The following is a 20,277-nucleotide window of genomic DNA, read 5'->3' as shown; positions in this document are numbered from 1 at the left end:
ATTTCATCTTCAAAACGATCTTGACTTTCATAGTCGAACTAGGTAGTATGTATTTTGGGCTCTTCAAAAACGAAGAGAGAACATAGTACGTTATGCTCCCTTTCAAGAAATTGAAAGGGAGCTTTCTTATTTTCACCCCTCATTTTTCTTATAAATCATTTAAAAGGCTAAATGATTTTTTATAAAATAGTACATTTTAAAAATGTAGCTAAGAGCGAAGAGAGGAGCAAACGAAATGACGAAATATATTTTTGTAACCGGGGGAGTTGTATCCTCACTTGGAAAGGGTATTGTAGCAGCTTCATTAGGGCGTTTGCTGAAAAACCGCGGACTGAACGTGACGATTCAAAAATTCGATCCATACATCAACGTTGACCCGGGAACAATGAGCCCGTACCAGCACGGTGAAGTATTCGTAACGGATGACGGCGCTGAAACAGACTTGGACCTTGGTCACTATGAGCGTTTTATCGACATTAACCTGAATAAATTCAGCAACGTGACAACAGGTAAAATCTATTCAACAGTTCTTAAAAAAGAACGCCGCGGAGATTACCTTGGCGGAACCGTACAGGTCATTCCGCACATCACAAACGAATTGAAAGACCGTGTTTACCGCGCAGGGAAAGAGACAAACGCAGATGTTGTCATTACAGAAATCGGCGGTACTGTCGGAGACATCGAATCACTGCCATTCCTTGAAGCGATCCGCCAAATGAAGAGCGACATCGGCCGTGAAAACGTAATGTACATCCACTGTACGCTCGTACCTTACATTAAAGCTGCTGGCGAATTAAAAACAAAACCGACACAGCACAGCGTAAAAGAATTGCGCAGCTTGGGCATTCAGCCAAACATCATCGTCGTTCGTACAGAAATGCCGATTTCTCAAGATATGAAAGATAAAATCGCGCTTTTCTGCGACATCGATACAAAAGCGGTTATTGAATGTGAAGATGCGGACAACCTTTACTCCATTCCGCTGGAGCTTCAAAAACAAGGGCTTGATAAGCTTGTTTGCGAGCACATGAAATTGGCATGCAAAGAAGCGGAAATGTCCGAGTGGAAAGAGCTTGTTAACAAAGTCAGCAACCTGTCTCAAACGATTACAATCGGCCTTGTCGGCAAATACGTTGAGCTTCCTGACGCATACATTTCTGTTGTCGAGTCTCTCCGCCATGCGGGCTATGCGTTTGACACAGATGTAAAAGTGAAGTGGATCAACGCGGAAGAAGTGACAGAAAACAATATCGCAGAACTCACAAGCGGAACAGACGGCATCATTGTGCCGGGCGGATTCGGAGACCGCGGTGTTGAAGGCAAAATCGTCGCGACAAAATACGCGCGCGAAAATAACATTCCGTTCTTGGGCATTTGCTTGGGCATGCAGGTGGCGTCTATTGAATACGCACGAAACGTATTGGGCTTAAAAGGCGCCCACTCAGCGGAAATTGATCCGTCAACTCAATACCCAATCATTGATCTTCTTCCTGAACAAAAGGATGTTGAGGATCTCGGAGGAACGCTTCGTCTCGGCCTTTACCCTTGTAAGCTTGAAGAAGGCACGAAAGCCTTTGAAGTGTATCAGGATGAAGTGGTGTACGAGCGCCACCGCCACCGCTATGAGTTTAACAATGAATTCAGACAGCAAATGGAAGAGCAAGGCTTCGTATTCTCAGGCACAAGCCCTGATGGACGCCTTGTTGAAATCATCGAGCTGAAAGAACACCCTTGGTTCGTGGCTTCTCAGTTCCACCCAGAGTTCAAGTCAAGACCGACAAGACCTCAGCCTCTATTCAAAGGCTTTATCGGAGCGTCTGTCGAAGCTGCAAATCAGAAGTAATAAAAAAGACTTGCCGTTTGTCAAAAGCGGGCAAGTCTTTTTTATTTGTTTCCGGCAAGTTCCAGCATGTACAATAAGATATTATGCATACTCTTGCAGAATTTCTTTTAGTGTAAACGATAAAGCGTGATAGACATACAGTGCAGTCATTAAAGAGGGAAACCCGTAACGGGTGCCGTCTTCATCAGGAACAAGCGGCATTTTTAATTTAGAATCAATATGCACATCACAATACTGTTCTATTCCAGCACTGTCTTTGGCTGCGGGCGATACGCATACGACTCCCGCACCTTTTTCATAAAGCTCTTTTGCGAGGGCCTGTTCTTCGGCTGTGCCCGTCCCTGAGCAAAACATCAGCACCCTGTCGCTTTCTGTCACTTCCTCAGCGCTTTCTGGAAAGACTTTGACAGATGGGAAGGGTTCTTTGCTTTCGGTGGCTTCAAAAAAGACGCCCTGAAGCTCATTTGCTCCGTATAAATAAATGGAATGCCCGCTGATCACCGCTTGAGCAAGCAGCCGCGCCCCATCTTCAATCGCGTCAGATTCCTTATCCTGAATGCGGGAAAAAATACCTGTTAACTGCGTCGTGAATATTTTCAACATAAGTGAATCCTCCTTTATAACGTACAATATCAGTATACAACAAAAGAGAAAATGCTCAGAAAATGTCGTAAAGTAGACTATTATAATTAAAGGAAATAGGAAAATCAAACAGAATACATACAATACTGCTTACTTTTGACGAAAATCATAATATTGGGGTGTAAAATGATGAATGAAAAAATTTTAATCGTTGATGATCAATACGGCATTCGTATTTTGCTAAATGAAGTGTTCAATAAAGAAGGCTACCAGACGTTTCAGGCTGCGAACGGCCTGCAGGCGCTTGACATTGTGACAAAAGAACGGCCCGACCTTGTGCTTTTGGACATGAAAATTCCCGGCATGGACGGAATCGAAATCTTAAAACGGATGAAGGTCATTGACGAAAACATCCGGGTCATTATCATGACGGCATACGGAGAGCTCGACATGATCCAGGAATCGAAGGAATTGGGCGCTCTGACGCACTTTGCCAAGCCGTTTGACATCGACGAAATCAGAGACGCCGTCAAAAAATATCTGCCCCTGAAGTCTAACTGACAAAAAGAAGAAACAAATGAATCATGTCATTATGTTGCCGATTTGTCGAAAAGTTGGTATCCTAGTTATGGAGAAAAAGCGATCTGAGTATTTACATATGACAGCAATATATGGGTCATGCTAGGGTGGAAAGCTTTTTTCGCTAGAAGACAATCAGGCTACATAAGGAGGACATTCGACATGCCTTTAGTTTCTATGACGGAAATGTTGAATACAGCTAAAGAAAAAGGGTACGCTGTAGGACAATTTAACTTAAACAACCTTGAGTTTACTCAAGCGATTTTACAAGCAGCTGAAGAAGAAAAATCTCCAGTGATCCTTGGTGTTTCCGAAGGTGCGGGACGCTACATGGGCGGCTTCAAAACAGTCGTTGCTATGGTAAAAGCACTTATGGAAGAGTACAAAGTGACAGTTCCTGTTGCGATTCACTTAGACCACGGTTCAAGCTTTGAATCTTGTGCGAAAGCGATTCATGCAGGTTTCACATCTGTAATGATCGACGCTTCTCACCATCCATTTGAAGAAAACGTAGCAACAACTGCTAAAGTTGTTGAGCTTGCTCATTTCCACGGAGTATCTGTAGAAGCTGAGCTTGGAACAGTAGGCGGACAAGAAGATGACGTTATCGCTGAAGGCGTAATCTACGCTGATCCTAAAGAGTGCCAAGAGCTTGTTGAGCGCACTGGCATCGACTGCCTTGCACCTGCATTAGGTTCTGTTCACGGCCCTTACAAAGGCGAACCAAACCTTGGTTTCAAAGAAATGGAAGAGATCGGGAAATCAACTGGTCTTCCATTAGTTCTTCACGGCGGTACTGGAATTCCGACTGCTGACATCAAAAAATCAATTTCACTTGGTACAGCTAAAATCAACGTGAATACTGAAAACCAAATTTCTTCTGCAAAAGCTGTTCGCGAAACATTGGCAGCTAAGCCTGACGAGTACGATCCACGTAAATACCTTGGACCAGCTCGTGAAGCGATCAAAGAAACAGTTATCGGTAAAATGCGTGAATTTGGTTCTTCAAACCAAGCTTAATTCAATTGGAACTTTTTATAGCCGCCTGACAGCTTGACAGGCGGTTTTCCGTCTATCTTTAGAAAGCGCAATCATATTCGCAGTTCAGAAAATTTCTTAATCAGGGAGGCTTTTTGAAAATGTTATTCTTTGTTGATACAGCCAATATCGATGAAATTAGAGAAGCGAATGAATTAGGAATTCTCGCCGGTGTAACGACGAATCCTAGTTTAGTAGCAAAGGAAGCTAACGTATCATTCCACGACCGTCTTCGCGAGATCACAGACGTCGTGAAAGGGTCTGTAAGCGCAGAGGTTATTTCTTTGAAAGCTGAGGAAATGATCGAGGAAGGAAAAGAACTGGCGAAGATCGCTCCGAACATTACGGTGAAAATCCCAATGACGTCTGACGGTTTAAAAGCGGTAAGAGCACTTACTGACTTAGGCATCAAAACAAACGTTACATTGATCTTCAATGCCAACCAGGCGCTTCTTGCTGCCAGAGCGGGGGCAACATATGTATCTCCATTCCTGGGACGTTTAGATGACATCGGCCACAACGGGCTTGACCTGATTTCAGAAGTTAAACAGATTTTTGATATTCACGGCCTTGACACGCAAATCATTGCAGCGTCAATCCGCCATCCGCAGCACGTGACAGAAGCTGCTCTTAGAGGGGCTCATATCGGCACAATGCCGCTGAAAGTCATTCATGCGCTCACTAAACACCCGTTAACAGACAAAGGAATCGAACAATTCCTGGCAGACTGGAACAAATAATGAAAGGGGCGGCAAACAGCTTTATGCCTGTTTGCCGCGGCCTTTGTATTTCACCGACCTGATACAGCGGATCTTCAGATGCTGACGCCGCTTTACAGAGAAGGAATCATTGGGCTGCAGAAGCTGATATCGGAATGAAGGGTATGCGTACTGCTTTTGCCGGATGACGACGATGTCTCTCGAGCCGGCGGGTCTCTGTGCATCTTTTGAAACCTGTACCCCCCAAAGCTTCGCTATTTTCTTCCTGATATTTTACAATGTGTTGTATTCTTTCTCTTCGAATTGGCTAGATTTTGGACATGAGCTTTATTTGCAGAGACAGAATAAAATGACATTTTATTTAGCTCCGCAGCTATCTTCTTATGGAAGGAGACTATCATGGAAAAGTTGAATATTGCCGGCGGTGACTCGTTAAACGGTACAGTACATATCAGCGGCGCTAAAAACAGCGCTGTTGCGTTAATACCTGCAACCATTTTGGCAAATTCCGAGGTGACAATTGAAGGGCTTCCAGAGATTTCAGATATTGAAACGCTGCGTGACCTGTTAAAGGAAATCGGCGGCAACGTGCATTTTGAGAATGGGGAAATGGTTGTTGACCCTACGTCGATGATCAGCATGCCGCTTCCTAACGGGAAAGTAAAAAAGCTTCGCGCGTCATATTATTTAATGGGGGCGATGCTCGGCCGCTTCAAGGAGGCGGTCATTGGATTGCCTGGCGGCTGTCACTTAGGGCCCCGTCCGATTGATCAGCATATCAAAGGCTTTGAAGCACTCGGAGCTGAAGTAACCAATGAACAAGGCGCCATTTATTTGCGAGCTGAAAGGCTGAGAGGCGCACGGATTTATTTAGATGTCGTAAGCGTTGGGGCAACGATTAACATTATGCTCGCCGCTGTTTTGGCAGAAGGGAAAACGATCATCGAAAACGCTGCCAAGGAGCCTGAGATCATTGACGTCGCGACATTGCTTACCAGCATGGGCGCCAAAATCAAAGGTGCGGGCACCAATGTGATTCGAATCGACGGCGTGAAGGAACTGCACGGCTGCAAGCATACGATCATTCCGGACAGAATTGAGGCCGGGACATTTATGATTGCAGGGGCTGCAATGGGCAAGGAAGTCATTATCGATAACGTCATTCCCACTCATCTAGAGTCGTTAACGGCAAAGCTGAGAGAAATGGGCTATCATATCGAAACAAGCGACGACCAGCTTCTCATTGTCGGCGGGCAGAAGAACTTAAAGCCGGTTGACGTCAAAACCCTCGTATACCCGGGGTTTCCGACTGATTTACAGCAGCCGATGACGGCGCTCCTGACAAGGGCGAAAGGGACGAGTGTCGTCACAGACACCATCTACTCGGCAAGATTCAAGCACATTGATGAGCTGAGACGAATGGGTGCCAATATGAAAGTAGAAGGCAGATCTGCCATCATCACAGGTCCTGTCGAGCTTCAAGGCGCAAAAGTGAAGGCAAGTGATCTGCGTGCCGGAGCCTGCTTGGTGGTAGCCGGACTGATGGCTGATGGCGTCACGGAAATTACGGGACTGGAGCATATTGACCGCGGATACAGCAGCCTTGAGAAGAAGCTTGAGGGACTTGGAGCGACAATTTGGCGTGAAAGAATGACTGACGAAGAAATAGAACAGCTTCAAAATTCATAATGGTTTCTTGTGAGAGGAGATCGTGTTGAAATGGAAAGAAGTTTATCAATGGAATTGGTACGTGTGACAGAAGCTGCGGCATTGGCATCAGCAAGATGGATGGGCCGGGGAAAAAAAGATGAGGCTGATGAAGCGGCAACAAGTGCAATGAGAGACGTTTTTGATACAGTGCCGATGAAAGGGACCGTTGTAATCGGTGAAGGGGAAATGGACGAAGCGCCAATGCTGTATATCGGGGAAAAACTCGGAAACGGGTACGGCCCTCGCGTTGATGTCGCAGTTGACCCTCTTGAAGGCACAAACATCTTAGCAAGCGGCGGCTGGAACGCGCTGACGGTTATCGCGGTCGCAGACCATGGCACGCTTCTGAATGCTCCTGACATGTATATGCAAAAAATCGCAGTCGGTCCGGAAGCGGTGGGCTGCATTGACATCGAAGCACCTGTCATTGACAACCTTAAAGCGGTGGCAAAAGCGAAAAACAAGGACGTTGAGGACGTCGTTGCCACAATTTTAAACCGTGAAAGACACGCAAAAATCATTTCCGAGCTTCGTGAGGCCGGCGCCAGAATCAAATTGATCAATGACGGCGATGTCGCAGGCGCCATCAACACGGCTTTCGACCACACGGGCGTTGATATCCTGTTCGGATCAGGCGGCGCTCCTGAGGGTGTGCTTTCCGCTGTTGCGCTAAAAGCACTCGGCGGAGAAATCATTGGTAAACTTCTTCCGCAAAGCGAAGAAGAAATCACTCGCTGTCACAAAATGGGCCTTGATTTAAGCAAAGTCCTTCGCATGGAAGACCTTGTGAAGGGTGATGACGCGATTTTTGCAGCTACAGGGGTTACTGACGGCGAGCTGTTAAAAGGAGTTCAATTCAAAGGCTCTGTCGGTACAACTGAAAGCTTAGTTATCCGTGCAAAATCGGGCACTGTTCGTTTCGTTGACGGCAGACACAGCTTGAAAAAGAAACCAAATCTTGTAATCCGTCCATAACAAACAGAAAAAGCGGGTGTGAGCCCGCTTTAACTTTTGCAGAAAAGCGTCAACTCTATCAATTCCGTGTCAAAACCTTATTTCAGTTGAATAATTTTTTGAAATAAGGTAAAAATAAAGAGTGCTGCGAATTTTACTGCGTAATACCTTCTTTTAAGCACTAGGAAAGTTTCAATTTCTACCGCATACAGACGATATAAGTATTGATCTTCTCATGTTTTTGTCCTCGCTTCCTTCAAAACTCATTAAGACAATCCTTTTAACAAAAGCGCCGATCATGGGTGGAAGTGTTACCGATAGAAGTTCCTTTATGTTAAAAAAAGAATGTGCTTTGGCGGATGTTGTGCAAAAGCAGCAGATGACATGTTCAGAGTAAGATATTGACTATGAAAAGCGTGGTGTTTTTATGAAAGACGTATCTATTTCCTCTTTGGAAAATATGAAATTGAAAGAGCTTTATGAACTTGCAAGACATTATAAAATCTCCTATTACAGCAAACTGACAAAAAAAGAACTCATTTTCGCCATTCTGAAAGCGAATGCAGAACAGGAAGATCTGCTGTTTATGGAAGGCGTTCTCGAGATCATCCAGTCTGAAGGTTTCGGATTCCTGAGACCGATCAACTACTCTCCAAGCTCAGAAGACATTTACATCTCAGCTTCACAAATCCGCCGTTTCGATTTGCGGAACGGAGACAAAGTATCTGGCAAGGTTCGCCCGCCAAAAGAAAATGAGCGTTACTATGGACTTTTGCACGTTGAAGCAGTAAATGGGGATGATCCCGAATCTGCAAAAGAGCGTGTGCATTTCCCGGCTCTTACGCCACTTTACCCGGATCGTCAAATGGTGCTTGAAACAAAGCCGAACTTCTTGTCTACAAGAATTATGGACATGATGGCGCCGGTTGGATTTGGGCAGCGCGGATTGATTGTTGCGCCGCCGAAAGCCGGAAAAACGATGCTGCTGAAGGAAATTGCCAACAGCATTACAGCGAACCAGCCTGAAGCAGAGCTGATCGTGCTTTTAATTGACGAAAGACCTGAGGAAGTAACCGATATCGAGCGCTCTGTAGCTGGGGATGTCGTCAGCTCAACGTTTGATGAAGTGCCGGAAAACCATATCAAAGTGGCCGAGCTTGTGCTTGAACGTGCAATGCGTCTCGTGGAACACAAAAAAGACGTCATTATCCTGATGGACAGCATCACACGGCTTGCCCGCGCCTACAACTTAGTGATTCCGCCAAGCGGAAGAACGCTTTCCGGGGGGATTGACCCAGCGGCGTTCCACCGTCCGAAACGCTTCTTCGGGGCTGCGAGAAATATCGAAGAGGGCGGCAGCTTAACCATCCTTGCTACGGCTCTGGTCGATACAGGTTCACGTATGGATGATGTCATTTATGAAGAATTCAAGGGAACAGGCAACATGGAGCTCCATCTTGACCGCTCTCTTGCCGAGCGCCGCATCTTCCCTGCCATCGATATCCGCCGTTCAGGAACGCGCAAAGAAGAGCTGCTTGTGCCTAAAGAGCATCTTGATCGTTTATGGTCTATCCGCAAAACGATGTCTGATTCACCTGATTTCGCAGAAAAGTTCATGAGAAAAATGAAAAAAACCAAAACAAACCAGGAATTTTTCGATATTCTCAATCAAGAATGGAAACAGGCAAATCTATCATCTGCAAGAAGGTAAATTGTATTTGCAAAAGAAGTAAATCACTGATATAATTTTCTCATATGCGTTTCGGACAATGCTCCGAAATAATAACTCTGTTTCCACACGGGATTCAGGGCGGAAGGAGATGGATACAATGAAAGCAGGAATTCATCCTAATTTCAAAAAAGCAACAGTTAAATGCGCTTGCGGAAATGAATTTGAAACAGGCTCAGTAAAAGAAGAGGTACGCGTTGAGATTTGCTCTGAATGCCACCCATTCTACACTGGCCGTCAAAAATTCGCTTCTGCTGATGGTCGTGTTGATCGCTTTAACAAAAAATACGGTCTTAAGTAATAATAGATTTCTCAACAGGCAAGCAGCAGTCTTGCCTGTTTTTTATATTGTCTAAAACACAGCTGGCAGAGAGAGGGGAGCGAAGCCTATGTACATAATGAAACAAAGCGGGTGGCTTGAGCTGATTTGCGGCAGCATGTTCTCGGGGAAATCTGAAGAGCTGATCAGAAGAGTGAAGAGAGCGACTTACGCCAAGCAGGAAGTCAGGGTATTTAAGCCTGTAATTGATAACCGATACAGCGAAGCTGCTGTTGTCTCCCATAATGGAACATCGATGACGAGCTATGCCATTTCGTCTGCTGCGGACATTTGGGATCACATCAGTGAAAGTACAGATGTGGTTGCGGTTGATGAAGTGCAGTTTTTTGATCAGGAAATTGTTGAGGTTTTATCATCTCTTGCCGATAAAGGCTACCGTGTGATAGCAGCAGGCCTTGATATGGATTTTAGGGGAGAGCCGTTCGGTGTCGTCCCGAATATCATGGCGATTGCGGAAAGTGTGACAAAGCTGCAAGCCGTCTGTTCTGTTTGCGGATCACCGGCGAGCAGAACACAGCGCCTCATTGACGGCAAACCTGCTTCTTACGATGATCCGGTCATTTTGGTTGGTGCATCTGAATCGTATGAAGCAAGATGCAGACATCATCACGAAGTCCCAGGAAAATCTAAAAAATAGTCCAAAACATGGGTATAAAGATAGAATGCACCGGCTAAAAACACCGGTGTTTTTTTTATATTCTGATAATATTCAATTAAAAAATTTAAATAAGTATATTAAAAAATTAAGTAATTTTCTTCCCTTGAATTTTGATTTTGACAGGCATACAATAGCTTACGTAATGTAAATAGTTTTGAGACATTGTTCGAATAATTGTCACAAAGTCGCATAAAGATCATGATCGGTCATATTTTAGATGGGTTATTACTTAACTTGGTTAACTATTTCAAGAAAGAAGGAGATTTGCTTGAATAACATAAAAAAAACGAAAGAAGGCCACTTAGAAACAACTCTTAGAGGAAAAGAAGTTTTATCTATTCCTACTTTAAATAAAGGCGTTGCTTTTTCACTAGAAGAAAGACAAGAACTCGGCTTAGAAGGGCTTCTGCCGCCAACTGTACTTTCTCTTGATCAACAAGCACAACGCGCGTACGAGCAATTCCAAGCGCAGCCTGACCGCCTTCGTCAAAATGTTTACTTAAGTGATCTTGCAAACCGTAACGAAGTTCTTTTCTATAAATTGCTGAAAAACCATCTTCGCGAAATGCTTCCTGTTGTGTACACGCCAACAGTTGGTGAAGCGATTCAGGAATACAGCCATGAATATAGAAGACCTCAAGGAATCTACTTGTCAATCGACAACATTGACGGTATTGAAAAAGCGTTTGAAAACCTTCATGCGACAGCAGGCGATATTGATCTTATCGTTGCTACTGACTCCGAAAGCATTCTCGGTATCGGTGACTGGGGTGTAGGCGGTATTAATATCGCAATCGGTAAATTGGCTGTTTATACTGCTGCAGCTGGTATTGACCCTAGCCGTGTTATCCCGGTTGTGCTTGATGTCGGTACGAATAACGAAAAACTTCTAAACGATCCTTTATATATTGGTAACAAGCATGAACGTGTTCAAGGTGAACGCTACGAAGCTTTCATTGACGCTTATGTAAAAGCTGCATTGAAATTCTTCCCTAAAGCGCTTCTTCACTGGGAAGACCTTGGCAACAAAAATGCACGCAACATCATGAAAAAATACAATCATGAAATCCTGACATTTAATGATGATATTCAAGGTACTGGCGCGATTACACTTGCAGGTGTGCTTGCCGCTATGAAGAAAACCGGCGCTTCTATTAAAGATCAGCGTGTTGTTATCTTCGGTGCTGGTTCTGCTGGTATCGGTATTGCTGACCAAATCCGTGACACAATGGTGCTTGCCGGATTATCTGAAGAAGAAGCTAACAAACGTTTCTACACACTTGATTACAGAGGCTTGCTGACTGAAGACATCGAAGGCATCCTTGATTTCCAAAAACCTTACCTTCGCAATGCGGATGAAGTGAAAGACTGGAAGCGCGATGAAAAAGGTCAAATTCCATTCGATGAAGTGGTTCGTCAAGCGAAACCAACGATCTTGATTGGTACTTCTGGGGTTTCAGGTGCATTCACAGAGGAAATTGTAAAAGAAATGGCATCTCACGTAGACCGTCCGGTTATCATGCCGATGTCTAACCCGACTCACCTTGCTGAAGCTGTTCCTGAAGATCTGTTCAAATGGACTGACGGAAAAGTGCTTATTGCAACAGGAAGCCCATTTGACAATGTAGAATACAACGGTGTTTCTTATGAAATCGGACAATCTAACAACGCATTCGCGTTCCCTGGTCTTGGACTTGGTTCAATTGTAGCTGAAGCGCGTATCATTACACCTGCTATGTTTGCTGCAACTGCTGATGCGATTGCTGAAATGGTTGATCTTGAAACACCTGGAGCAGGATTGCTTCCAAGCATTGATAAGCTTCAAGAGGTTTCTATCCAAGTTGCGATTGCCGTTGCTGAAGCAGCAATTAAAGATGGCGTGGCAAATCGTCAGCCTGAAGATGTGAAACAAGCGGTACTTGATGCAATGTGGACACCTGAATACAAAAAAGTCATCGCGAAATAATTAGCGAGTAAATTTTTCTGTCCGAGGGAAAGCTTTTTGTAAAGCTAAAGTATACGGACATAGGATTTGGAGGAGAATATTTTGAGCATCTTAGATATCTTAATCCTCCTGGCGCCGATCTTCTTTGTTATCGTGCTGGGTTGGTTTGCAGGACATTTTGGAAGTTATGATGCCAAGTCGGCAAAAGGGGTAAGTACGTTAGTAACGAAATACGCACTTCCAGCTCACTTTATCGCTGGTATTTTGACAACTTCCAGAAGTGAATTTTTATCACAAGTACCTTTAATGATTTCTTTAATTATTGGGATTGTTGGTTTCTATATCATCATTCTTTTGGTTTGCAGATTTATTTTCAAGTATGATTTAACGAACTCATCTGTATTTTCTTTGAACTCTGCACAGCCGACATTCGCATTTATGGGTATCCCGGTATTGGGAAGCTTATTCGGAGCGAATGAAGTTGCGATTCCGATCGCGGTCACAGGTATCGTGGTTAACGCGATTCTTGATCCGCTCGCGATCATTATCGCTACTGTTGGTGAGTCTTCTAAGAAAAACGAAGAGAGTGGCGACAGCTTCTGGAAGATGACAGGAAAATCAATCCTGCATGGTCTTTGTGAGCCGCTTGCAGCTGCTCCGTTAATCAGTATGATCTTGGTGCTGGTTTTCAATTTCACTCTTCCTGAGCTGGGTGTTAAAATGCTTGATCAGCTTGGAAGCACAACATCTGGTGTTGCTCTCTTTGCTGTCGGTGTTACCGTTGGTATTCGTAAAATTAAACTCAGTATGCCGGCTATCGGTATTGCGTTACTAAAAGTTGCGGTTCAGCCTGCGTTAATGTTCTTGATTGCTCTTGCTATCGGACTTCCGGCTGACCAAACAACAAAAGCAATTCTTCTTGTTGCATTCCCTGGTTCTGCCGTTGCAGCCATGATTGCGACTCGTTTCGAGAAACAAGAAGAAGAAACTGCAACTGCGTTTGTGGTCAGTGCGATTCTGTCATTGATTTCACTTCCAATCATTATCGCGCTTACTGCGTAACAAAAAAAGCTCCCTTTACGGGAGCTTTTTGCTTTAGGTTTGAAATTTGAACAGTGACAGCAGCGGTTTTTTTCTTGTTTTGGTTTTTTCAGAAGCAGCAGCAGTCTCGGGGATCGGCTGAGCGGTGAATTCTTTCATTTGTGAGGTCAGTGATTGCAGATCTGCAAGAATATCATCGATTTCTCTGCGGTGCTGAAGCAGCTGGTAAGATACACCTTCATCGGCTTTTTGTTTCAGCTGGCGTTCCAGTTCCGACATCCTTGCCATCAATTCGCTTTCGTCCTGCCTTTGCTGTAAAAGGGTGTCCAGCTTTTGTTCAAGCTGCTCGATTCTTCGTTCTGTGTCGCTACTTGTTTTTTGGACAAGGAAGCCTGTGCGCTTTTTAGCGCTTTTCGGCAGATGAATATCCTGAATCGCCGTGCCTTCAGAGATTTGTTTTTGAACGGATTTTAGAACCTTCACGTCTTCTGCCGTGAACGAATAGTGTCCGAGCTCATTGCGTTCGGCCGGAAGATTCAGCTGCTTCACCCACCGCTGCACCGTTTTTGCGGAGACGCCGAGTTCACTTGCTACCATATTTGTATTCATGATCCCATACCTCCTTTTAAGCTAGGTATTCGACCATAGAATGCGGTTCCCTTCCCGTTAGACAAAACAAGAAAAGATTCGGCAAAGAAAGTGGGTATCTCCTTTTTTTCTTCAAAAACTGTTATTGTTCATACAGTTCTAATGGAAGCTGGTCAGGATCAAAAAAGAAGGTGAAACGCTTGCCGGTCAGCGGATCTGTTCTGATTGGCTCTGTTTCGATTCCTTTTTCATGAAGCTCCTGAACCGCCTTATCCAAGCTGACGACTGTAAAGGCGAGGTGACGCAGGCCTGCGGCTTCAGGCCGGGTTTGTCGTTCGGGCGGATCGGGAAACGAGAACAGCTCAATGACATACGAGCCGTTAAGCGACAAATCAAGCTTATAGGAGCCGCGCTCTTCGCGGTACGTTTCTTGAATCACCTGAAAACCAAGCTTATGTACGTAGAAAGCTTTCGACTTTTCGTAATCTGAACATATGATTGCAATATGATGTATGGATTTCAGCAACATCATCCCTCCTCGAATTCCAGTATAGCAGAGGGAGCTTTTCCAGATGGGATTGAAATGCTTTTGACTGGGGTTAATCACTATACTATAATGAGAATGTTACGCACAGGAAAACAGAGGTGAAGACCGTGTTAGACCGTTTAAAATCAATTGAAGAACGATACGAGAAATTAAATGAGCTTTTGAGCGATCCAGAAGTAGTCAACGATCCGAAAAAGCTAAGAGAATATTCAAAAGAGCAATCTGATATACAAGAAACAGTTGACGTATATAGACAATACAGAGATGCGTCAGAACAGCTGGCTGATGCAAAAGCGATGCTTGAAGAGAAGCTGGATGCTGAGATGCGCGACATGGTGAAGGAAGAGATTTCTGAACTTCAGAAGGAAACGGAAACACTGTCCGAACGCCTGAAGGTGCTCCTGATCCCGAAAGATCCTAATGACGACAAAAACGTTATTATGGAGATCCGCGGGGCTGCGGGAGGCGAGGAAGCCGCTTTATTCGCGGGCAACCTGTACAGAATGTATTCCCGTTATGCTGAGCTTCAAGGCTGGAAAACAGAGGTCATGGAAGCGAATGTAACCGGAACGGGCGGCTACAAAGAGATCATCTTTATGATTACGGGAAGCGGCGCGTATTCTAAACTCAAATATGAAAACGGCGCCCACCGCGTGCAGCGTGTTCCGGAAACAGAATCAGGCGGCCGTATCCATACATCCACTGCAACAGTAGCATGTCTTCCTGAGGCAGAAGAGGTAGAGGTTGACATTCATGAGAAGGATATCCGTGTCGATACGTTTGCTTCAAGCGGACCGGGCGGACAAAGCGTTAACACAACAATGTCTGCGGTTCGTCTGACTCACTTGCCGACAGGTGTTGTTGTATCATGCCAGGACGAAAAATCTCAAATTAAGAACAAAGAAAAAGCAATGAAGGTTCTCCGTGCCAGAATCTATGATAAATTTCAGCAGGAAGCCCAGGCTGAATATGATCAAACACGGAAATCAGCAGTCGGATCTGGTGACCGCTCTGAACGTATCCGCACATACAACTTCCCGCAAAACCGTGTGACGGATCACAGAATCGGTTTGACGATTCAAAAGCTTGATCAGATTCTTGAAGGAAAACTTGACGAAGTGGTTGAAGCGCTGATTGTTGAAGATCAGGCAAGCAAGCTTCAGCAGTCGGAAGGTTAAGATGAAGACGATATTCGAAGCCCTGAAATGGGCTTCTTCTTATTTAACCGAAGCGGGAAGAGAAGAAAATGCGGCCGAGCTCCTATTGCTTTATGATACCGGAATGGAGAGAAGCAAGCTGCTCGCAAGCTTACAGGAACCGATTGGTGAAGACGAACTGTATCGCTTTAAGCGTCACGTTGAGATGCATAAAGAGGGCGTGCCGGTTCAATACATTATAGGAAAAGAGTTTTTTTATGGACGGGAATTTATGGTGAATGATGATGTGCTGATCCCGCGGCCGGAAACTGAAGAAGTTGTCTTTCATTTGCTTGAAAAATATCGGAGTGTTTTTTCTGAAGACGGCAAGCTCGAAGTTGTTGACGTTGGTACAGGGAGCGGTGCAATAGCCGTCACGCTTGCGCTTGAAAACCAAAGCTTTTCTGTGTCGGCGGTCGATATTTCGAAAGAGGCGCTGCAAGTCGCCTCTGCCAATGCAGAAAAACTCGGAGCGAATGTGCGCTTTTATCAGGGCGATCTGCTTGAGCCTTTTATTAAGGCGGGAAAAAAAGCGGATATCATTGTCTCAAACCCGCCATATATTTCAGAGGAAGAAATGGCTGATTTATCGGAAATTGTCCGTTTTCATGAGCCGCTGCACGCACTCACCGATGGCGGAGACGGGCTGAAATTTTATAAGCGGTTTATGGAAGACATTCCGCTTGTTATGAAGGATAAAGTATTTGTCGTTTTTGAAATCGGCTGGAAACAGGGAGCGGCGGTCAAAGACCTGATCCTCAAGGCGTTTAAGGGGGCGGAAGTGGAAGTGCTGAAAGATATTAATGGAAAAGACAGAACCATATGCGCTCTGATTCATAAAAATAAATAAGCAGCTTGCTGGCGAGTGAATGGATCAAGCTGTTTAACACCAGCAAAGGGGATGTAAACATGAAAAAGGCCCTGACAGCAGGAATCCTGCTCATTGCGATTGAGAGCATGATTGGCACCATTTTTCCGCAGGCTCTTTCATATGAAGCGATTTTTGGCGTTGCGTCTCTCGTTTTAGTGGGGCTCGCGATCATTACATCGGGTTTGGCTGTAAGCGGAAGCGATCAGCGGGCAAACTACCATTCAGAAACCAAAGAAGGCCGTACATCTCGCATGAAAATGGCGGCCGCTTTCTTTGTTGCGGCGATACCTTCCATTCTATGTTATTTACTGACGATTTTGTTTTAATAAAAAAGGAAGCCTCTTAGGCTTCCTTTTTTTGCAGTAAAACAGAATCCCATATCCAATAGATAAGAGCTGTTAATACAGCGAAAAGATAAAAGGCTGTATTTTGAAACAGAGATTGTCCCGAAGGCTGAAGCACGCCGAAAATGATCGCGTTGGCAATAAAAGCAGCGGCAAGGTAATACAGCAGATACAAAGGGCTGAAACGTTTCGGCTTTTTATTCATCATGATTTGAAGCGGCAGTGCGAAGATCAAATAAGGAAACAGAAAATAAAATGCCATTGTGATGAGAGCGGCAATGATAAATGAATGAATATAAATTACTGAATAAAGAACGGACATCGTGAATGCTGATAACAGCACTGTATAATTGTATTTCATCTTAAACCTCCTAAAACACTATCGTACCATAAATAAGATTAACAGCTTGCTAGATTTTTTTCACCCTGCACGTTTATCCCAGGCTCTCCTTGTCCATAATAGGGCTAGAAACAAAGCACGGAGAGGAACGGTGGGGACCGATGAAAAAAACAGTAATCATTTGTATATATATCTTTCTTTTATTATCCGGAGCGCTCGTAGGGCTGGCAAAAGAAGAGACGGCACAAAAATCGGAAAATCAGCCGGTGGTCATACCTGATCAGGCGATTCGTTTGAGAATACTGGCAAACAGCGATAGTGATCAAGACCAGCAATTAAAACGTCATATAAGAGACGCGGTGAATAAAGAAATCACAACTTGGGTAAAGGATATTACTTCTATTGAAGAAGCGCGTCGCGTGATTCGTTCAAAGCTGCCTGAAATCAAAGCAATTGCAAAGGAAACAATGGAGAAAGAAGGAGCGAATCAGTCGATATCCGTTGATTTTGACAAAATCTCGTTTCCGACAAAGCTTTACGGCAACATGGTATATCCCGCTGGTGAGTATGAAGCGATTTTGATTACGCTTGGAAACGGAGACGGCGCCAACTGGTGGTGTGTGCTGTTCCCGCCCCTCTGCTTTCTTGATTTTTCTAACGGGGAAGCCGTCAAAGAACAAGAAGATAAAGAAGCCTCAAAAAAGCAGACTGAAAAAGTGCTTGAGGACGTAACCGCTAAAGCGGAAAAAGCCAAAAAAGAAGAGAACGAAGAAAAAGAAGACGGCACAGAAGTGAAATTCTTTTTAGTCGAATGGATTTCCGACCTTTTTTCCTAATCATCTGGTCTAAAAATAGATTTGCCTCATAGATTGGAAGAAAGAACGCAAAAACGGGGTGAACGGATGTTTTATCAACTGCGGGTGGCAAGGGAAAAAGACGGAGATGTGCTCGAGGCATTTTTAAAACAGGCGAAAACCAGCTATGAAGGTGTGAAAGAAGGCTTCACTCAATTTCTTATGCTGGAGGACAGTGAGAAAAACATTGCCGGATGCCTCGGTATTGAAAAAATAAGCTGTGACCAGGGGCTGCTGCGATCACTTGTCATATCGGACAAGCTTCACCAAGGCCATATCGTCACGCTTTTTCAAAGCATGGAGGTGCTGTGCGAAAAGCATCAGATCAAAACCGTGTACCTAGTAGCAAATCAGCATTCCTCTGCGGATTTTCTGACGGCCATGGGTTTTGAAAGAGCTGAGAGTGTACCGGAGGAGCTGTTTTCTTCTGATCACTTCTGTGAATCGCGGCAAACAGAAGGAGCCGTTTTGATGAAAAAAGCGTCTGGATAAGTGCAGTTTATACACATACTTATCCACTTCTTTATTAGCGTTGTCCACAATTTGTGGATAACGCTTGTTTTATTACAGGACATCTTTTATACTTTCAAAAGGATTACACGCGTAAAACAATCGTTTTATTGTTGTGAATAAGGAGTTTGGTCAGAAATGAAAACGAAAAGATGGTTTGTGGATGTAACTGACGAGTTATCCACAAATGATCCACAAATTGCACAAGCAGCCGCTTTGCTCCGAGAAAATGAGGTCGTTGCCTTTCCGACAGAAACAGTATATGGCCTAGGCGCAAACGCAAAAAATACGGATGCCGTCAAAAAAATATATGAGGCGAAAGGGCGGCCGAGCGATAATCCCCTGATTGTCCACATTGCGGATATCAGCCAGCTTGAGGATTTAACGGGCCCGGCGCCGGAAAAGGCGAAAACATTGATGAAACGGTTTTGGCCGGGAGCACTTACGCTCATTCTGCCTTGCAAACCTGATGCGCTTTCACCTCGTGTAACGGCAGGTCTTGAAACGGTTGCCATTAGAATGCCGGATCATCCGCTTGCCCTTGCATTGATTCGCGAATCGGGACTGCCGATTGCAGCACCGAGCGCCAATCTATCAGGCAAGCCAAGTCCCACAAAAGCGGAGCATGTGGCTCACGACTTGGATGGCCGCATAGCCGGTATTATGGATGGAGGCCCTACCGGAATCGGGGTCGAATCAACTGTGCTTTCATGTGCGGACGACATCCCTGTTCTCTTGCGTCCTGGCGGCATTACGAAGGAACAAATTGAAGCGGTGATCGGGCCGATCCATGTGGATAAAGGGCTCAGCGACCAAAACGAGAAGCCGATTTCTCCAGGGATGAAATATACACATTATGCGCCGACAGCGCCTCTTGCCATTTGCGAAGGCAGCCCAGAGCGCATTCAGCACCTCATTCAAGAATATCAACAGGGTGGAAGACGGGTCGGTGTCCTGACGACAGAAGAAAAAGCGGGCGTTTATTCCGCTGATTATGTGAAGAGCTGCGGAAGACGGGCTCAGCTTGAGACTGTTGCGGCAGGGCTGTATGATGCTTTGCGCAGCTTTGATGAGAATAAGGTGGATTTCATTATAGCGGAATCCTTTCCGGATACAGGTGTCGGTCTTGCTATTATGAACAGGCTGATGAAAGCCGCCGGAGGAAGAGTGATTCGCTGAAAGCAGTCAGATGTTCTAACCCTTTTTGGACACGCATAGGCTAAAAAAGCGGGGCGTGTCCAAGGGGGTTATTTATGTATGTCGGATTTGTTTATAGGCGAACTGATTACATTAAGCATCATGGCGTTTGCTTTAGGGATGGATGCTTTTTCTGTCGGCCTTGGAATGGGCATGGTCAAACTTAGAAAGAAGCAGATATTCTATATTGGTTTCATCATCGGCCTCTTTCACGTCATCATGCCTCTCGCAGGGATGGCGGCCGGTAACATGCTGTCAGGGCTCCTCGGCGTGTTAGCGGTTTATATCGGTGGGGCGCTGCTTTTTGTTCTTGGGGTTCAAATGCTTATGGCCTCTTTTAAACAGTCAGAAGAACGATTCATGTCACCGGCAGGGCCGGGCTTATTGCTGTTTGCCATCGGCGTCAGCCTTGACAGCTTTTCCGTCGGCTTGAGCTTGGGGATATACGGCTCGCATCCGCTCCTCACAATTACCCTGTTCGGGCTGTTCAGCATGATGTTGACATGGCTGGGCCTGCTGGTCGGAAAACAAGTGCAGTCATGGCTTGGCACATACAGCGAAGCGCTCGGGGGCATCATATTAATCGTGTTTGGATTAAAGCTGCTTTTGCCAATTTAATATACCAATAAAAGAAACGAAGTCGCCGTTTCTTTTTTCTTCATATATAATAGAGAAAAATAAGGGGTGACTGA

General features: G+C 44.9%; 23 protein-coding genes. 19 read left to right on the top strand and 4 right to left on the bottom strand.

The features are described from left to right. The first annotated feature begins 235 nt into the window (after window positions 1–235). Window positions 236–1,843, top strand: coding sequence for a CTP synthase (glutamine hydrolyzing) (gene pyrG / locus MKX38_RS19000; protein WP_217024055.1), 1,608 nt, complete (start codon window positions 236–238; stop codon window positions 1,841–1,843). Window positions 1,844–1,924: 81 nt separating this feature from the next. Here the strand turns inward: pyrG and MKX38_RS18995 are convergent, their stop codons facing one another. Next, window positions 1,925–2,446, bottom strand: coding sequence for a DUF2529 domain-containing protein (locus MKX38_RS18995; RefSeq protein WP_339188028.1), 522 nt, complete (start codon window positions 2,444–2,446; stop codon window positions 1,925–1,927). Window positions 2,447–2,611: 165 nt separating this feature from the next. On the opposite strand from MKX38_RS18995, the gene spo0F reads away from it, so the two are divergent. From spo0F to MKX38_RS18940, 11 genes are all read left to right on the top strand, one after another. Beyond that, window positions 2,612–2,986 carry a sporulation initiation phosphotransferase Spo0F gene (gene spo0F, locus MKX38_RS18990; protein ID WP_003227621.1) on the top strand — a complete coding sequence of 125 codons (375 nt, stop codon included), beginning with the start codon at window positions 2,612–2,614 and terminating at the stop codon, window positions 2,984–2,986. A gap of 180 nt (window positions 2,987–3,166) precedes the next feature. Then, the gene (locus MKX38_RS18985) at window positions 3,167–4,024 is read left to right on the top strand and encodes a class II fructose-bisphosphate aldolase (protein ID WP_003243339.1); all 858 of its coding nucleotides are present in this window, start codon (window positions 3,167–3,169) and stop codon (window positions 4,022–4,024) included. A gap of 119 nt (window positions 4,025–4,143) precedes the next feature. Beyond that, window positions 4,144–4,782 (top strand): fructose-6-phosphate aldolase, encoded by a 639-nt coding sequence (gene fsa, locus MKX38_RS18980; RefSeq protein WP_003227626.1) that lies wholly within the window; start codon window positions 4,144–4,146, stop codon window positions 4,780–4,782. A 378-nt stretch (window positions 4,783–5,160) separates the two neighbouring features. Next, window positions 5,161–6,450 (top strand): UDP-N-acetylglucosamine 1-carboxyvinyltransferase, encoded by a 1,290-nt coding sequence (locus tag MKX38_RS18975; protein ID WP_339188025.1) that lies wholly within the window; start codon window positions 5,161–5,163, stop codon window positions 6,448–6,450. 30 nt (window positions 6,451–6,480) lie between these two features. After that, window positions 6,481–7,446 carry a class II fructose-bisphosphatase gene (gene glpX, locus MKX38_RS18970; protein WP_003242962.1) on the top strand — a complete coding sequence of 322 codons (966 nt, stop codon included), beginning with the start codon at window positions 6,481–6,483 and terminating at the stop codon, window positions 7,444–7,446. Between the two features lie 214 nt (window positions 7,447–7,660). Further along, window positions 7,661–7,822 (top strand): hypothetical protein, encoded by a 162-nt coding sequence (locus MKX38_RS18965; protein WP_003227632.1) that lies wholly within the window; start codon window positions 7,661–7,663, stop codon window positions 7,820–7,822. A gap of 30 nt (window positions 7,823–7,852) precedes the next feature. After that, window positions 7,853–9,136: a transcription termination factor Rho gene (gene rho, locus MKX38_RS18960; protein ID WP_003221939.1), complete on the top strand. Its 1,284-nt coding sequence runs from the start codon at window positions 7,853–7,855 to the stop codon at window positions 9,134–9,136. 118 nt (window positions 9,137–9,254) lie between these two features. Next, on the top strand, window positions 9,255–9,455 hold the full coding sequence (gene rpmE / locus MKX38_RS18955; protein WP_003151132.1) for a 50S ribosomal protein L31: 201 nt from the start codon (window positions 9,255–9,257) through the stop codon (window positions 9,453–9,455). Window positions 9,456–9,543: 88 nt separating this feature from the next. Then, window positions 9,544–10,131 (top strand): thymidine kinase, encoded by a 588-nt coding sequence (locus tag MKX38_RS18950; RefSeq protein WP_024572668.1) that lies wholly within the window; start codon window positions 9,544–9,546, stop codon window positions 10,129–10,131. Window positions 10,132–10,420: 289 nt separating this feature from the next. Continuing rightward, complete coding sequence (gene malS, locus MKX38_RS18945) at window positions 10,421–12,118, top strand: oxaloacetate-decarboxylating malate dehydrogenase (RefSeq protein WP_003244309.1); 1,698 nt, start codon at window positions 10,421–10,423, stop codon at window positions 12,116–12,118. A gap of 81 nt (window positions 12,119–12,199) precedes the next feature. Continuing rightward, window positions 12,200–13,159: an AEC family transporter gene (locus MKX38_RS18940; RefSeq protein ID WP_003242497.1), complete on the top strand. Its 960-nt coding sequence runs from the start codon at window positions 12,200–12,202 to the stop codon at window positions 13,157–13,159. Window positions 13,160–13,192: 33 nt separating this feature from the next. Here the strand turns inward: MKX38_RS18940 and racA are convergent, their stop codons facing one another. Continuing rightward, window positions 13,193–13,747 (bottom strand): chromosome-anchoring protein RacA, encoded by a 555-nt coding sequence (racA, locus tag MKX38_RS18935; RefSeq protein ID WP_015251007.1) that lies wholly within the window; start codon window positions 13,745–13,747, stop codon window positions 13,193–13,195. 121 nt (window positions 13,748–13,868) lie between these two features. Beyond that, the gene (locus MKX38_RS18930) at window positions 13,869–14,255 is read right to left on the bottom strand and encodes a VOC family protein (RefSeq protein WP_015251008.1); all 387 of its coding nucleotides are present in this window, start codon (window positions 14,253–14,255) and stop codon (window positions 13,869–13,871) included. Between the two features lie 125 nt (window positions 14,256–14,380). On the opposite strand from MKX38_RS18930, the gene prfA reads away from it, so the two are divergent. The 3 genes from prfA to MKX38_RS18915 are packed head-to-tail and all read left to right on the top strand — an operon-like array spanning window position 14,381 to window position 16,666. After that, on the top strand, window positions 14,381–15,451 hold the full coding sequence (prfA, locus tag MKX38_RS18925) for a peptide chain release factor 1 (protein ID WP_003227645.1): 1,071 nt from the start codon (window positions 14,381–14,383) through the stop codon (window positions 15,449–15,451). Window position 15,452: 1 nt separating this feature from the next. Further along, window positions 15,453–16,319: a peptide chain release factor N(5)-glutamine methyltransferase gene (prmC, locus tag MKX38_RS18920; protein WP_003227647.1), complete on the top strand. Its 867-nt coding sequence runs from the start codon at window positions 15,453–15,455 to the stop codon at window positions 16,317–16,319. 59 nt (window positions 16,320–16,378) lie between these two features. Next, the gene (locus MKX38_RS18915; RefSeq protein WP_003244050.1) at window positions 16,379–16,666 is read left to right on the top strand and encodes a DUF5316 family protein; all 288 of its coding nucleotides are present in this window, start codon (window positions 16,379–16,381) and stop codon (window positions 16,664–16,666) included. A 16-nt stretch (window positions 16,667–16,682) separates the two neighbouring features. Here MKX38_RS18915 and MKX38_RS18910 read toward each other — a convergent pair whose 3' ends face one another. Then, complete coding sequence (locus MKX38_RS18910; protein WP_014478265.1) at window positions 16,683–17,045, bottom strand: UPF0715 family protein; 363 nt, start codon at window positions 17,043–17,045, stop codon at window positions 16,683–16,685. Window positions 17,046–17,185: 140 nt separating this feature from the next. Between MKX38_RS18910 and spoIIR the strand changes: the two genes are divergently transcribed. The 4 genes from spoIIR to MKX38_RS18890 all read left to right on the top strand — a co-directional run bounded on the left by spoIIR (window position 17,186) and on the right by MKX38_RS18890 (window position 20,203). After that, on the top strand, window positions 17,186–17,860 hold the full coding sequence (gene spoIIR, locus MKX38_RS18905; RefSeq protein ID WP_003227654.1) for a stage II sporulation protein R: 675 nt from the start codon (window positions 17,186–17,188) through the stop codon (window positions 17,858–17,860). A gap of 66 nt (window positions 17,861–17,926) precedes the next feature. Continuing rightward, window positions 17,927–18,370 carry a hypothetical protein gene (locus tag MKX38_RS18900; RefSeq protein ID WP_003244265.1) on the top strand — a complete coding sequence of 148 codons (444 nt, stop codon included), beginning with the start codon at window positions 17,927–17,929 and terminating at the stop codon, window positions 18,368–18,370. Window positions 18,371–18,526: 156 nt separating this feature from the next. Continuing rightward, entirely contained in the window at window positions 18,527–19,567 is a 1,041-nt protein-coding gene (locus MKX38_RS18895; RefSeq protein WP_213419920.1) for an L-threonylcarbamoyladenylate synthase, read from the top strand. Between the two features lie 78 nt (window positions 19,568–19,645). Further along, window positions 19,646–20,203 (top strand): manganese efflux pump MntP family protein, encoded by a 558-nt coding sequence (locus tag MKX38_RS18890; protein ID WP_003227661.1) that lies wholly within the window; start codon window positions 19,646–19,648, stop codon window positions 20,201–20,203. Window positions 20,204–20,277 lie beyond the last annotated feature (74 nt).

It is taken from the genome of Bacillus sp. FSL M8-0025 (assembly GCF_037975475.1).
GTDB lineage: Bacteria > Bacillota > Bacilli > Bacillales > Bacillaceae > Bacillus > Bacillus subtilis.
The sequence above is the reverse complement of the archived record's forward strand: the minus strand, read 5'-3'. Positions and strand labels throughout refer to the sequence as shown.

What these genes read in the sequence shown, in the direction of transcription:
- pyrG (WP_217024055.1), top strand. Translation starts at nt 236, where the DNA reads ATGACGAAATATATTTTTGTAACCGGGGGAGTTGTATCCTCACTTGGA.
- MKX38_RS18995 (WP_339188028.1), bottom strand. Translation starts at nt 2,446, where the DNA reads ATGTTGAAAATATTCACGACGCAGTTAACAGGTATTTTTTCCCGCATT.
- spo0F (WP_003227621.1), top strand. Translation starts at nt 2,612, where the DNA reads ATGATGAATGAAAAAATTTTAATCGTTGATGATCAATACGGCATTCGT.
- MKX38_RS18985 (WP_003243339.1), top strand. Translation starts at nt 3,167, where the DNA reads ATGCCTTTAGTTTCTATGACGGAAATGTTGAATACAGCTAAAGAAAAA.
- fsa (WP_003227626.1), top strand. Translation starts at nt 4,144, where the DNA reads ATGTTATTCTTTGTTGATACAGCCAATATCGATGAAATTAGAGAAGCG.
- MKX38_RS18975 (WP_339188025.1), top strand. Translation starts at nt 5,161, where the DNA reads ATGGAAAAGTTGAATATTGCCGGCGGTGACTCGTTAAACGGTACAGTA.
- glpX (WP_003242962.1), top strand. Translation starts at nt 6,481, where the DNA reads ATGGAAAGAAGTTTATCAATGGAATTGGTACGTGTGACAGAAGCTGCG.
- MKX38_RS18965 (WP_003227632.1), top strand. Translation starts at nt 7,661, where the DNA reads ATGTTTTTGTCCTCGCTTCCTTCAAAACTCATTAAGACAATCCTTTTA.
- rho (WP_003221939.1), top strand. Translation starts at nt 7,853, where the DNA reads ATGAAAGACGTATCTATTTCCTCTTTGGAAAATATGAAATTGAAAGAG.
- rpmE (WP_003151132.1), top strand. Translation starts at nt 9,255, where the DNA reads ATGAAAGCAGGAATTCATCCTAATTTCAAAAAAGCAACAGTTAAATGC.
- MKX38_RS18950 (WP_024572668.1), top strand. Translation starts at nt 9,544, where the DNA reads ATGTACATAATGAAACAAAGCGGGTGGCTTGAGCTGATTTGCGGCAGC.
- racA (WP_015251007.1), bottom strand. Translation starts at nt 13,747, where the DNA reads ATGAATACAAATATGGTAGCAAGTGAACTCGGCGTCTCCGCAAAAACG.
- MKX38_RS18930 (WP_015251008.1), bottom strand. Translation starts at nt 14,255, where the DNA reads ATGTTGCTGAAATCCATACATCATATTGCAATCATATGTTCAGATTAC.
- prmC (WP_003227647.1), top strand. Translation starts at nt 15,453, where the DNA reads ATGAAGACGATATTCGAAGCCCTGAAATGGGCTTCTTCTTATTTAACC.
- MKX38_RS18915 (WP_003244050.1), top strand. Translation starts at nt 16,379, where the DNA reads ATGAAAAAGGCCCTGACAGCAGGAATCCTGCTCATTGCGATTGAGAGC.
- MKX38_RS18910 (WP_014478265.1), bottom strand. Translation starts at nt 17,045, where the DNA reads ATGAAATACAATTATACAGTGCTGTTATCAGCATTCACGATGTCCGTT.
- spoIIR (WP_003227654.1), top strand. Translation starts at nt 17,186, where the DNA reads ATGAAAAAAACAGTAATCATTTGTATATATATCTTTCTTTTATTATCC.
- MKX38_RS18900 (WP_003244265.1), top strand. Translation starts at nt 17,927, where the DNA reads ATGTTTTATCAACTGCGGGTGGCAAGGGAAAAAGACGGAGATGTGCTC.
- MKX38_RS18895 (WP_213419920.1), top strand. Translation starts at nt 18,527, where the DNA reads ATGAAAACGAAAAGATGGTTTGTGGATGTAACTGACGAGTTATCCACA.
- MKX38_RS18890 (WP_003227661.1), top strand. Translation starts at nt 19,646, where the DNA reads ATGTCGGATTTGTTTATAGGCGAACTGATTACATTAAGCATCATGGCG.